This window comes from Candidatus Erwinia haradaeae (assembly GCF_900698935.1).
Classification (GTDB): Bacteria; Pseudomonadota; Gammaproteobacteria; order Enterobacterales; family Enterobacteriaceae; genus Erwinia_E; species Erwinia_E haradaeae_D.
This window is the reverse complement of record NZ_LR217715.1, coordinates 260,266-274,753: the sequence shown is the minus strand read 5'-3', so window position 1 is coordinate 274,753 and position 14,488 is coordinate 260,266. Positions and strand designations below refer to the sequence as shown.

The window sequence follows — 14,488 nt, the reverse complement described above, 5'->3', positions numbered from 1 at the left end:
CATGCTATCTACCTATATGTATTCATCCTAAAATGAATATAGAAATATTCTAATATTTTTCACTGTCTATTTTTTGTACAAAACTGTACAATCACTGATTGATATACGATATCAGAGCATACGCTCATAAAAAAATATAATATCTCTATGACACATACGCACACAATGCGCTCCTATACATCCATATATACCGTGCTGAGATTAATAATATTTATTATTAAGCTCAACTAACTTAAAATATATAACATATAGCACAGGGCCTATATTAACCTGACATATACAACTGTATTTTCAATTCTAAGCCATTAACTGACTTAATACTCCCGAACAAAACGAGAAAAATCACGCAAACGAAAACCTACTATAAATAACATTAGAATATAAACACTAATACCAGTAAAAAATACTACTACTAGACGTAATACCCGTTCAGGCATATTCCCAATAGCCCAATCTGGACTTATATATAAAACCCCTATGAGCGAAATACTCATAACTAGCACAGAAAAAAATAAACGTATAAAAAAATTCAACCATCCTGGCTGAGGTTGAAAAAAATGTTTTTTACGTATTTGCCAATATAGAAGACTAGTATTTAGACAAGCAGCTAACCCAATAGATAATGATAATCCAACATGTTTTAAAGAACCGATAAATGCTAAATTCATCATCTGTGTAGCTAATAATGTACACATAGCAATCTTCAATGGTGTTTTCATATCCTGACGGGCATAAAATCCTGGCGCTAATACTTTTACTAAAATCAATCCCACTAGGCCCATAGAATATGCTAAAAGAGAACGTTGTGTCATTTCTACATCAAAGGCTGTAAATTTTCCATACTGAAACAAAACAATAGTTAGAGGCTTGGCAAGGATACCAAGCGCTATAGCACTGGGTATTGCTAGCAAAAAACATAAACGCAAACCCCAATCAAGCAATAGTGAATATTCTATTTGATGACCACTTGTACAAATTTTGGATAATGAAGGAAGAAGAATAGTACCAAGCGTAACACCCAACACCCCAGCAGGAAATTCCATTAACCGATCAGCATAATACATCCATGATACAGAACCAATCTCTAAAAAAGAAGCCAAAATCGTATTCATTATCAATGATATCTGACTTAGAGAAACACTAATAATTGCAGATGTCATCTTGGATACTAATCTCCATACGCTCTTATCACATAAACGAAAACATGGCAGGACCAGCAAACCTAGTTTTTTTAAAAATGGTAATTGATATATAAATTGCAAAAGTCCACCAAACATTACCGCCCATGCAAGCACCATCACTGGCGGATGAAAGTATGGAGCCGCAAATAAAGCAAAGAAAATAATAGTGATATTAAGTAGCGTTGGTGTAAATGCCGGAACCATAAAATAGTTCCATGTATTTAAAATAGCTCCAGCAAAGGAAGCTAAAGATATGAAGAGGATATAAGGAAACATAATACGCAAAAGTGCTATGGTTAAAACAAATTGATCATTTGTATGAGAAAAACCAGGTGCAGTAATGAGGATAACCCATGGCGCCATCAATATTCCTATCCCAGTAATCACGACTAATGCCAGTGTAAGCAAACCAGAAACCTTTGCTAGAAATAATTTTGTCGAGTCAATGCTTTGAGTGCTTTGATATTCAGACAGAAGCGGTACAAATGCTTGGGAAAAAGCACCTTCAGCAAAAATACGACGTAGTAAATTTGGTAGCTTAAACGCAACAAAAAAAGCATCAGTGACCGTTCCTGCCCCAAAAATAGAGGCTATGAGAGTATCTCGCACAAACCCGAACATCCGTGAACATAAAGTAACTAAACTAACTGCAGCTAATGATTTTAAAAGATTCATGTATTCTAACTCTTATCTCGGAGTTTCTATCCTATTAACAATTAAAAATGACATAACTTTCTATGAATTTAAAAAAATGGCTATGCTATTAACATTCACATAAAATGACAGGTGTCTGATTATTTGTGATTTTTGAAGGGTACCACTACCATATGAGGGAGATACACATAATTTACGAATACCTTTTGATCTCTTTTATTTATTATAGAAAATAAATCCTTATATTCAGCACTTATTTTTGAATACCCTTATCCTTTCTTGTCATCTTAGTTTTTTATTTTACTCATCTTGTGTCTAAGTAAAATATTATATAGTCTTGTACATGCTATAAACTGTATGATTAGATACGCTGAAGTCCTTCCAAATACACTGCTGGATTGGAGTTTGAATACATGCATCTTATACTATCATGCACTGATATCATAAAGGCGATAGCTTTCATGATCAGAAAATACATCAAAGTGTTGTATTGTCTCTTAAGAAATATAATGAAAATATTCATGCCAAACTCTCTCATTACACTACATAATAATGACTCAACTCACACCTTAGATAAGCTATACCAACAATAATACAACTTTAATGAAGAAGTATTGTATGGTGCATACAGAACGGCTCTATGTGACTTTGTTTTATGATTTTTAATAATCTTGACTGATATATACTATTGGTATATTATATGGTACCTTACAAAAAAATCAGTAATAGTTTTATGACAGACATATCAAAATTTTTAATATTCTGTACGATTATCATTAATATATCTAAAAAAAATAAATAACAACCAACTCTAAAAAAACATGTCAATAGATTTTATAATCTAGATTACTGCCTAAAACTTAGAGCCTCTATTTTAGGTGCTTATCGCATATATTTAGCTCATTCAATAATACACATCTGCTAACATTGAGTATAAAAATAGGGATAAGGATTTTATGACTATTTTTTAAAAAACTATTTATATGCACCATACTTAATTTATATCATGTAAACGTGAGGATCTTGTCATGTAGGATGTCCTAATGTTTTAAGTGATACTACTATAAAAAATGTAAAATGAAAACAGCCTAAACTAACCAGCACTACTATCAAGTATAATATTTGGTGTTTCATCTTCATCCGGAAACTCACCAGCAATGGCTTCTAGTACATCTAACGGTGTAATTAGCCCCTGTACTATACCACACTCGCTAGTTACCACAACAAAACTACCCTTAGCACGTCGTAAAATTCCAAGAAGATTCAGTGAAGTCAGGGTATCTGGTATAAAAATCGGTGGTGTTCCGCCTGCAAACACAGCCACATCAATACTATGATCTAATGCCACTAAGAGTTCCTTAGCCCGCACTACACCTATCATAGCATCTAGCGCACCATTACAGACTGGAAATAAGCTATGTGGAGTATCTAAAAGCTGCATACGCACTTCATCTCGAGAGCGAGTGAGATCGACCCAAGAAATATCTTGACGTGGCGTCATAATGCTACGGACTGAACGAGCAGCAAAAGTTAATACACCATTCATCATATAACGTTCTTCGTCTTTAAATTCTTCTTTAGGTGACAATGTTTCTGCTACATCATGCACAAAACCACGACTTACATCATGCCGATTATTACCCATAAGACGTTGAATAGCCTCAGCAGTGCGTTCTCGCATCGGACGTCGTTCTTGATGACGCATTAAATTACGCCGTGCCATCTGATTAAATAACTCAATCACAATAGAAAAACTAATAGCTGCATATAAATATCCTTTAGGTATGTGAAAGTTGAAGCCTTCTGCTACCAAACTAAATCCAATCATAAGCAAAAAACTTAAACATAGCACTACTACCGTCGGATGAACATTAATAAAATTGGTTAATGGTTTAGAAGCAATCAGCATAACGCCCATAGCTATTACTACTGCCAGCATCATTACCGATAAATGATTAACCATACCTACTGCGGTAATGACTGCATCGAGGGAAAAAACCGCGTCTAGCACAACTACCTGAACGACAACTGACCAAAAACTTGCATAACCTTTCTGCCTAACACCATGCATATCTCTATTTTCTAGACGTTCATGTAACTCTGTGGTAGCCTTACATAATAAAAAAATCCCTCCGGTAAGCAACATTAAATCGCGTCCAGAAAAACTAAAATGCCCTACAGTAAAAAGTGAATGATTCATCGTAACCATCCACGATATTAAGGACAGAAGACCCAATCGCATAATCATAGCTAACGACAGCCCAGTTAAACGAGCTGTGTCACGCTGTTTCGGTAAAAGTTTATCAGCTAGTATAGCAATAAATACTAAATTATCGATACCAAGCACAATTTCAAGAACAATTAGCGTGAGAAAACCCGCCCATATAGAGGGGTCTAAAAGAAATGACATGGAAAACTCCGGGAAAAAACGCAAGAAAAAATAAGTAGCATGCGTACAAAAAATGCAAAATAGCATATATGCACGCGTTAAAAAGCGTTTGATAGTATACAAGAAAGGTAATTATCATTACACAGTGAACATAGTGGCAATACATCTACAGGCTAAAACCCTTTACGCCTACATACAAAATTTTTATCGCATCCGAGTTGATTCTGATTAGATTTCTACTGCTATATAAAAACGAGAGAAATAAACATCAAGACTTCAGATACATTATACAAACTCTATAAAATATTAATGTGGCAATCAAACTAAATAGTAGTCTACTGAATAGACAAAAAATTATTTCATAAGAACGAAAAACTTGTTTTTCCATCACAACACATACAACAAAATATGTATACCGTAATATACTATTTATACTTAACAGGGTTGTATTAATTGCTGTGATCCACGCTCATATGCCTGTCTCGATGTATTAACAAGTATGAATTATCACACTTTATAATTTATTTTCCTGTTCAGATACACCGCTTCATCACTAATTACCAAAATGATTTCTCTATACACAAAGTGTAGTAGCCAGACTGTTCAAAACACCATCTACCTTCGTTTGATTAGCGCGCATAAATGACATCAAATCCGTACATAACTCATGTATACCAAAATGATTCGTCGCGGAGATCAGATGATATCTCTCTGTCCAACCGAGCGTTTTAACAATATCTGCAGCCCGTAATCCTGCTTCCTCTTCATCTAAAAGATCAATTTTATTAAACACCAACCATCGCGGTTTCTGAAGCAGTTTCATGTTATAGCTTTCTAACTCATGAAGTATAGTATATACGTTCTTTACGAGATCTCTATCTTCAGATGGAGCTATATCAATAATATGCAATAATATTCGACAACGCTCAAGATGTTTTAGAAAACGTAGACCTAGTCCTGCACCTTTAGATGCCCCCTGAATTAGGCCCGGTATGTCTGCAATCACAAAACTATTATCACGGTCTATGCGCACCACGCCCAAACTAGGCACTAGCGTTGTAAATGGATAATTTGCCACCTTGAGCTTAGCAGAAGAAACGGAGCTAATAAACGTTGATTTTCCTGCATTAGGCAATCCTAGCACACCTACATCTGCTAGCAACATTAGATGTAAATGTAAATCTCGTTTCTCGCCTGGTGTACCCATAGTCTTTTGACGAGGAGTGCGATTAATTGATGATTTGAATCGCGTATTCCCCATGCCATGCCAACCACCCTTAGCAAACAATATTTTTTGGTTATGATGAGTCATGTCTCCTAATATTTCATCTGTATTTTGATCAATAACCCGTGTTCCAACAGGTACTCTAATCAGAAGATCTTTCCCTTTTTTACCGGTACAATCACTACTCTGACCATTGTGACCACTTTCAGCATAAAAGGCCTTTTTAAAATGAAACATAACTAAGGTGTTGATATTTTCATCTGCCTGCATATAAACATCACCGCCATCACCGCCATCACCGCCATTCGGACCTCCACGCGGAATATATTTCTCGCGACGAAAACTAACACAACCATTTCCACCATGACCGGCCACTATCAAGATTTTGGCTTCATCAACAAACTGCATGCAACTCCTCCATTGTATATACTCAATTACGCACAAATCTCTAATTTACTATATCCACTAACAGCAATATTAAAAGATAACTGACCATAAATGATGTGCTAGCGGCAGCGCACAAGTTTCCTGAATTTTTAGTTTATCTATAACTGTAAACAATGACGTCGTGACATTAAAGATTGAAGTGGCTGATTAATCACTTGCAATACCATTGCATGCGTGAGGAATTAAAAGTATTCACGAATAAAAGAACTAGAAAAAAACTTTCTCTTATCTCATAGAGGCTTATGTGGTCAATACACGATACACTCTTATTTGTAAGCGTCAACGATTCATTACCACTGGGATGATTTGCGAAATTATACATTTTATCAGGTTACAACAATAATATTGCACCTATTTTGAGGTTACATGTGTGATTCGATGTCTTGAAAACCCAACATACAATCATATGAACCATAGCTTATAAGGTCGTCTTTGTGCAATAAATAATTGCAAGCTGACTGGAAATTATAATAACTTATCACACAGATTGCATTCATATAAAAACTGACACGTATTCTGCTTAATACGTATGCGTATAATTATTACACAAAATGATATTGACATATCGTAGTATAAAAGGGTAACTTTTATTGATGCTGAATTAAAACAAGATAGAAATATCTAAATAAAACAGATAATCACCATTATACAGTCTAACCATTTTTAATAATATTAGATATGGCATAATCAGCCATCCGTCATATAGGATGGATACCTACAATCTATATCTCTCAATATTTTATGCTTATGTCTGTTTGCTAAACAATATAACTGAGCTACTTGGATGACTGATATGCATCACTATGAGTGCTGCATGAACTTTCCATTCTTTGCAAGTGATTGACTATATTTCGAGGTACTCAAAATAATTTTTGTATATGTATAAAAAACAACCTTGTAGTGTGCGTTATTTATCTTAAACTTTCAAATCTTTAACCTTTAATGAGAAATGACACTAATATATTGACGCCTGGCTAATCCCTTGATTTCAAATTTTACCTGACCATCAATGGTTGCAAACAAAGTATGATCGCGGCCACAACCTACATTATTACCTGCATGAAATTTAGTTCCACGCTGTCGTACGATAATACTACCCGCCAATACATTTTCACCTCCAAAACGTTTTACTCCCAGTCGTTTTGAATGAGAATCTCGACCATTCCGTGTTGAACCACCTGCTTTTTTATGTGCCATGTTGTAAATTATCCTCTGTGGAAATTATAGAGATGATCTTGAGATCAGTAAAATACTGACGGTGACCTTGATTTTTGCGATAATGTTTACGAGCACGGAACTTAATAATTTTGATTTTATCCCCACGGCCATGCGTTACTATTTCTGCTTTAATCACACCACCTTTTACCAAAGGTGAGCCTACATGAATCCTCTCATTAGTAACTATCATTAAAACCGTTTGAAAAGATACCATTTCGCCAATGAGATTATCTATCTTTTCTAGACGTATAACTTGCCCTTCTCTTACTCGATATTGCTTGCCACCACTTTTAAAAACCGCGTACATATCATGCTCCGCTTGCACACCTACCTAGTTTCGGTGCTATGCTATTCAATAATCTTGATGTAAAAATTTCATTTTACGAGACTTTGTTTCCAAAAACAAGTACTTGTTTGATGCATTTCATAGAAAAAAATATATAACCAGAACAAAAATCTTACTAACATATTTTCAGTACAATCTATTTTAAAATCTGTTATACATGTTACGAGATCAGTGCAACTACAGACACTGAGTATAGCTTTAAACCTAGATCATAAATGAATACAACTATGAATTTAAAAAACATCAAAAAACTTATTTCGTATGATATGACAGCGGTCAATGCCACAATACGCGACCAACTGAACTCGAATGTGCCTCTTATTAACAACCTCAGTTATTACATGATTAATAGTGGAGGAAAGCGCATTCGTCCTATAATTACTATATTAGCCGCACGGGCCGTGGATAATTATTCCGGCAAAAAACATATTACTATGGCAGCATTAATTGAGTTTATCCATACTGCAACGCTACTGCATGACGATGTAGTCGATCAATCAGAAACGCGAAGAGGCCAATCAACTGCTAACGCGCATTTTGGTAATGCCGCGAGTGTATTAGTTGGGGATTTTATCTATACGCGTGCATTTCAAATGATGACCAGTCTTGGCTCACTCAGAGTTCTAGATCTATTATCAAAAGCAGTCAATGTAATTTCTGAAGGGGAAGTTCTTCAATTACTGAATTGCAAAAATCCTAACATGACAGAAGAAAAATATATGCAAATTATCTATAACAAAACTGCACGTCTTTTCGAAGCAGCAGCTCAATCTTCTGCAATACTTGTAGGATCTACCGTGATTCAAGAGAAATCATTGCAGGACTATGGTCGACATATTGGTACTGCATTTCAGATAATTGATGACCTATTAGACTATAGCGCCAAAACAACACAGTTTGGGAAAAAAATAGGAGATGATTTAAATGAAGGCAAAACAACACTCCCTTTATTACATGCCATGCATCACTCTACTCTAAAGCAAGCTGATTTTATTCGTTCAGTCATTACTCAAGGTGACGGACGCCGGTTTTTAGCAAAAATCCTAAAAATTATGCATCAGTGCCACTCTTTAGAGTATACCCGCCGAATTGCCCAAAAAGAAGCTCGCAAAGCGATTCATGCATTACAGAAATTACCAGAATCGCCATGGCGTCACGCACTCGAAGAATTAGCTAGTATTTCTGTACAACGTACTGTATAATTTGTAAAGATCTGTGTATACTCCAAAGCTATATTATCTATTGGTATACGCTTTACATTATAATTTTATTTGTTAAAAATGATGTTAGTTATTGCTCTAAATATATAATTTTAGATGATAGATGATAGCTATCATGTACTAACCACGTGTTTTGTACATTACTTCCAAAACCTACTATTATGTTGTACAGATTGAAAAATTTCTGCAGTCAGGCATGAACAATTCATACAATGCTGAAATCTGCTACGTAATTTGCGTACTGATAGCCCGCTATCACACCTTGGACAATATGTGTACGTGGAATATATATTCCATATAATACTCAATTATCTAGTAAATAGATCAATTATTTTCATAAACAGACTTTATTTTACCATTAATCAATAAAATATGTACGTTATTATATAAGATTGTAGTAGTACGATACACCAAGCATAAGTCAGCCTAATATCCATTAATCTAATATGCAGTGTATACTGCAAGCAATGTACTTATAACTTCTACAGCATTGATTAACAACAAAAAAGCAAAATACTTAATTACCATCTTTTCTTCTTTATAGATGGCTCCCCTGACTGGGCTCGAACCAGTGACATACGGATTAACAGTCCGCCGTTCTACCAACTGAACTACAGAGGATCAATTAATCTACAAATTATATTTTATCGCTTATATTTATCAATGTCAATACACATTTTTTAACTTCTGTGTTCCACCTCAAATCACAAGAATCACTATCATGATATTCTATATTTTTAATTCCCTAATATAGCATACTCGTATACTAGAAATATCATATGGACTTATCATTCTGCTTACATAAAAAAATCAATGACTTTATGGTACAATCTAATCAAGTTATCAATATCTGGGTATTACTGATATCCGAACATCATGCTGTACCCGTTATTTAATATGCAACCGCGTATGCACCATATAGTTCACGTCAACATCAAATGTTAGCTGAAAGCTTCGACGTAGCGGCATATATTCTAGGCCAATAATATGATGTGCATATAAGGAAGTTTGATCGACCCAATGTAACAGTTCACTTGGTCTTATAAATTTTTCAAAAGAATGCGTTCCACGAGGTAAGATATTCAACACATATTCTGCACCGATAATAGCTACTAACCAAGATTTACCAGTACGATTGATAGTGGAAAAAAACACATCACCACCTGGTTTTATAAGAGCAGAGCAGGCACAAATAATAGAATGAGGATCTATAACATGCTCTAATAGTTCCATGCAAGTGATCACTTCATATTGACCAGCACACTGCGCTACATGATCTTCTACTGTTTGCTGGATGTAATTTATGCGCATATTATTTTTCTGAGCATGCGTACGTGCTACATGCAATAACTCTGCGCTCATGTCTAAACCAGTAACGTGCGCACCCTCTTCCGCCATGCTTTCGGACAGAATACCACCACCACAACCTACATCTAGTATATTTTTATTAAATAAACCATTTGTACACCTACCAATCCAACCTAAACGAATAGCATTAATACTGTGCAGGGGTTTTAACTGGCCTTCTAAATTCCACCAACATGAAGACAACGCAGAAAATTTATCAATTTCATCATGATCTACATTATATGCACCTTCTATATGTTCTTTTTTCATAACTCAGGCACCCTAGGATAACTTTGATCTGGATCATCTAGTGTTCATCTATTAATATGCATGCTATATAGCTTATAATTGCTCTTAAACATGAAAAACAATTATAAAGCATACGCCCTAATAAACAGATATCTTCATATTACAAACAGATACATCTTAATCTTCTTCCTAATAAGACAAGAACTTTCTGCTATTTAAAATTTAAAGCTTATGACAGTAATTACAGCTATTCAAAGCTTTTTTATTAAGATCCACAACATCTAAAAAATATTTTCTCCAAGAGACTAAAGGTTTTACACAAAAAAATTATCTGTATATTTAATATACTATGCATCATACTTCTCTATTGAAAATATAACAAAACAGACTCTACATCCTCTCGGATAGATATATTTTTACCATCGAAGAATTTTATATCACTAATAAAATCTATGTGTACTACGCTTAAAAAACAACATGACGATACATTTGTCTTATTTACAGACCTGCTTTTCTCTATAAAAGATTGATTTTAAAAAGATATTTATACTCATGCAAATGATATGGTAACCTTCTAAATATTTGGTGGCATCTAAAATATAATTGCTCCTATCTATGCATCATAATTCAGCTCAAAGACATCTTTATATCTTACTCACAAACTATAATACGCACCTTACCTCTGTATCTAACGTTAGAGTAAGCGAAAAAAAATTCTATTGCATGTCAAAAAGACAACTATTGATAATAGTAATCACTACTCATTTTAATCTATTAATCTGTACTTATGAGCTTGCAACTATTAATGTGTCAAATCATCAAAAAACTGTCTAACACCATCAAAAAATGTTTTCGATCGTGGACTATTTTTTTCTCCAGAGACACCACTAAAACTATCATTTAAGTCGCGTAATATCATCTTTTGATGCTCATTTAAATTTACAGGTGTTTCCACAACTACTCTACATAACAAATCTCCTAATGCACTACTGCGCACTGAAGAAACACCTTTACCTCGCATACGAAATAATTTTCCAGTTTGTGTTTCAGGTGGTATTTTTAAGGTGACCCGCCCATCGAGAGTAGGCACTTCAATCTCTCCACCCAATGCTGCCATAATAAAATTGATTGGCACCTCACAATATAAATTATTCTCTTCACGCTCAAAAATATGATGCTTACGCATCTGGACCTCAACATATAAATCACCCGCTGGAGCACCATGTTCACCCGCTTCTCCTTCGCTGTTAAGACGAATACGATCACCCGTATCTACTCCAGAGGGTATTTTAACTGATAATATTTTGGACTTAGCAATACGACCTTTTGCATTACACAACCTGCATGGATCTTGGATCTTTGATCCACGTCCGTGACAATGTGGACAGGCCTGCTGTACTGTAAAGAAACCCTGCCGTATTTGCACCTGCCCAGACCCATGACATGTGGAACAACTTTGTGGTTTATTTCCTGTTTTAGTTCCATTACCATTACATACACCACACTTTTCAAATGTAGGAATACGGATCTCTTTAGATACACCACGGACAGCTTCTTCTAATGATAATTCCATAGTGTAACGTAAGTCAGCACCGCGCGTAGCACGCTGTTGACGTCGACCTCCTCCAAAAATGTCACCAAACACATCTCCAAAAATATCGCTAAAATCAGCACTACCACTACTAAATCCAGCTTGACCTCCGCCTCCTACACCACCTTGTTCAAAAGCAGCATGACCATATTGATCATAACTTGCGCGTTTTTGCGCATTAGTTAATATTTCGTAGGCTTCTTTGATCTCTTTAAATCTGCCTTCTGCGCCTTTATCCCCTAGGTTACGATCTGGATGGAATTTCATCGCCAAACGTTTGTATGCTTTTTTAATTTCACGTTCATCTGCTGATTTAGGCACGCCTAAAATCTCGTAATAGTCTCTTTTCACCATTGCTTATAGTCCTGCCATTAATACACATGCACGGACATAGATATATCCACACCCGCGCTAGTTATCATCGGTGACCTTGACGGCGTACCACGCCCTGTCACACGTAATTATTTTCTGCTATCTTTTACTTCTTCAAATTCAGCATCAACAACATCATTATCTTTTTTTACATTGTTAGTTGCATCAACAGAACCTCTAGACTCTGCCTGTTTTTTAGAATATTCTATCAGTTTCGCAGAAGCTGCCATCAATATCTGCATTTGCGATTCAATTTCGGCTTTATCTTCTCCCTTTAAGGCTTTGTTAAGATTCATTAATGCAGATTCAATATTAGCTTTATCGCTCTCTGCTAATGTCTCTCTCGTTTCATCTAGCTGCTTACGCGTACTATGTACCAGTTGATCGCCTTGATTTCTGGCTTGAACTAATTCTTCAAATTTGCGATCTGACTCAGCATTATTTTCTGCATCACGCACCATTTTTTCAATTTCTCTATCATTCAGTCCTGAAGAAGCTTTAATGGTAATCTTTTGCTCCTTACCACTATTTTTATCTTTAGCAGATACATGAAGAATACCATCAGCATCAATGTCAAACGTGACCTCAATTTGAGGCATACCACGTGGTGCGTTCTGAATTCCGTCTAGGTTAAACTGCCCAAGAGATTTATTATCAATCGCACGCTTACGCTCTCCTTGTACCACGTGAATGGTCACTGCCGACTGATTATCTTCAGCTGTAGAAAATATCTGGCTATGCTTAGTAGGGATGGTGGTATTTTTAGTAATTAATGCAGTCATAACACCTCCTAGTGTTTCAATACCAAGAGATAAAGGGGTCACGTCTAATAATAACACATCTTTGACCTCACCGGCTAACACGCCACCTTGCACAGCTGCACCAATCGCGACTGCTTCATCTGGATTCACGTCTTTACGAGGTTCTTTACCAAAAAATTCCGCGACTTTAGCCTGAACCATAGGCATACGTGTCTGTCCACCAACAAGAATGACATCGTTAATATCAGATATGGATAGATCTGCGTCTCTTAAAGCCACTTTGAGTGGTTCAATAGAACGAGTGATGAGATCTTCTACTAAAGATTCTAATTTAGCACGCGTGACTTTTATATTGAGGTGCTTCGGACCAGCTGCATCGGCTGTAATGTAAGGCAAATTCACATCTGTCTGTTGAGAAGATGACAGTTCAATTTTCGCTTTTTCTGCAGACTCCTTCAAACGCTGCATTGCTAAGGGATCATTATGCAAATCAATACCCTGATCTTTCTTAAACTCAGAGACAAGATAGTTAATCATACGACTATCAAAGTCTTCACCACCTAAATGGGTGTCTCCATTTGTAGAAAGGACTTCAAATGTTTTTTCGCCTTCCACTTCATCGATTTCAATAATAGAGATATCAAAAGTCCCACCACCTAAATCATAGACTGCAATCGTACGATTGCCATGACTTTTATCTAGTCCATACGCCAAAGCAGCTGCAGTAGGTTCGTTAATAATACGTTTGACATCTAAACCTGCAATACGTCCAGCATCTTTTGTAGCCTGACGCTGCGCATCATTAAAGTACGCTGGTACTGTTATCACCGCTTCACTGACTGACTCACCTAAGTAATCTTCGGCAGTTTTTTTCATTTTTTTCAGCACTTCAGCTGAAATTTGTGGTGGTGCTACACGCTTTCCCTTCACATCAAGCCATGCATCACCATTATCCGCATTCACAATTTTAAATGGCATGATTTTAATATCACACTGTACTTCTTTATCTTTAAAACGACGACCAATTAAACGTTTTATAGCAAACAAAGTATTTTGTGGATTAGTAATCGCCTGACGTTTAGCAGGTTGACCTACTAAGGTTTCACCATCCTTTGTATAAGCAATAATAGAAGGAGTGGTGCGGTCACCTTCTGAATTTTCTAATACCCGCGCCTTGCCACCATCCATAATCGCCACACATGAATTCGTAGTACCGAGGTCAATACCAATAATCTTACCCATATAAATATCTCCTACTCATTATTATTGTTCATTAATCCATGTCTTCAATCTAGAGTATTGATATAAAATGCGGGCATGTTCTGCTATTTCAACTTTTTTTATGCGTTTTTTTTAATTAACGTCTAAAATTTAGTACATGAAGACCTTAAAACATATATACGTATATCCAAAATACACATTCAATTTATACATGCTATATTATTATACATACTATTAAATCAGTGTTGTGAGTGTTGTGAGAGACTA

7 protein-coding genes, 1 tRNA gene and 2 pseudogenes are annotated in these 14,488 nt (G+C 35.7%); 1 reads left to right on the top strand and 9 read right to left on the bottom strand.

Annotated elements, in window-relative coordinates; all coding sequences use genetic code 11:
• Positions 1-314 precede the first annotated feature (314 nt).
• The 5 genes and pseudogenes from murJ to rplU all read right to left on the bottom strand — a co-directional run bounded on the left by murJ (position 315) and on the right by rplU (position 7,421).
• On the bottom strand, positions 315-1,856 hold the full coding sequence (gene murJ, locus ERCIKOCA2762_RS00805) for a murein biosynthesis integral membrane protein MurJ (protein ID WP_157988335.1): 1,542 nt from the start codon (positions 1,854-1,856) through the stop codon (positions 315-317).
• Between the two features lie 1,608 nt (positions 1,857-3,464).
• Positions 3,465-4,245: pseudogene (locus ERCIKOCA2762_RS03545) on the bottom strand (TerC family protein); the annotation flags it as partial.
• 592 nt (positions 4,246-4,837) lie between these two features.
• Positions 4,838-5,857, bottom strand: a pseudogene (cgtA, locus tag ERCIKOCA2762_RS00795) (Obg family GTPase CgtA); the annotation flags it as partial.
• Positions 5,858-6,835: 978 nt separating this feature from the next.
• Positions 6,836-7,093 (bottom strand): 50S ribosomal protein L27, encoded by a 258-nt coding sequence (gene rpmA / locus ERCIKOCA2762_RS00790; protein WP_157988332.1) that lies wholly within the window; start codon positions 7,091-7,093, stop codon positions 6,836-6,838.
• On the bottom strand, positions 7,083-7,421 hold the full coding sequence (gene rplU, locus ERCIKOCA2762_RS00785; protein WP_157988331.1) for a 50S ribosomal protein L21: 339 nt from the start codon (positions 7,419-7,421) through the stop codon (positions 7,083-7,085). The genes rpmA and rplU overlap by 11 nt, the downstream gene beginning before the upstream one ends.
• Before the next feature lie 266 nt (positions 7,422-7,687).
• Between rplU and ispB the strand changes: the two genes are divergently transcribed.
• Positions 7,688-8,662, top strand: coding sequence for an octaprenyl diphosphate synthase (ispB, locus tag ERCIKOCA2762_RS00780; RefSeq protein ID WP_157988330.1), 975 nt, complete (start codon positions 7,688-7,690; stop codon positions 8,660-8,662).
• A gap of 563 nt (positions 8,663-9,225) precedes the next feature.
• Here the strand turns inward: ispB and ERCIKOCA2762_RS00775 are convergent.
• The 4 genes from ERCIKOCA2762_RS00775 to dnaK form a co-directional block, all read right to left on the bottom strand.
• A tRNA-Asn gene (locus ERCIKOCA2762_RS00775) sits at positions 9,226-9,301 on the bottom strand.
• Positions 9,302-9,568: 267 nt separating this feature from the next.
• Positions 9,569-10,297 (bottom strand): bifunctional 2-polyprenyl-6-hydroxyphenol methylase/3-demethylubiquinol 3-O-methyltransferase UbiG, encoded by a 729-nt coding sequence (gene ubiG / locus ERCIKOCA2762_RS00770; RefSeq protein ID WP_157988329.1) that lies wholly within the window; start codon positions 10,295-10,297, stop codon positions 9,569-9,571.
• A gap of 781 nt (positions 10,298-11,078) precedes the next feature.
• Positions 11,079-12,221: a molecular chaperone DnaJ gene (dnaJ, locus tag ERCIKOCA2762_RS00765; RefSeq protein WP_157988328.1), complete on the bottom strand. Its 1,143-nt coding sequence runs from the start codon at positions 12,219-12,221 to the stop codon at positions 11,079-11,081.
• 107 nt (positions 12,222-12,328) lie between these two features.
• Positions 12,329-14,242: a molecular chaperone DnaK gene (dnaK, locus tag ERCIKOCA2762_RS00760; RefSeq protein ID WP_157988327.1), complete on the bottom strand. Its 1,914-nt coding sequence runs from the start codon at positions 14,240-14,242 to the stop codon at positions 12,329-12,331.
• Positions 14,243-14,488 lie beyond the last annotated feature (246 nt).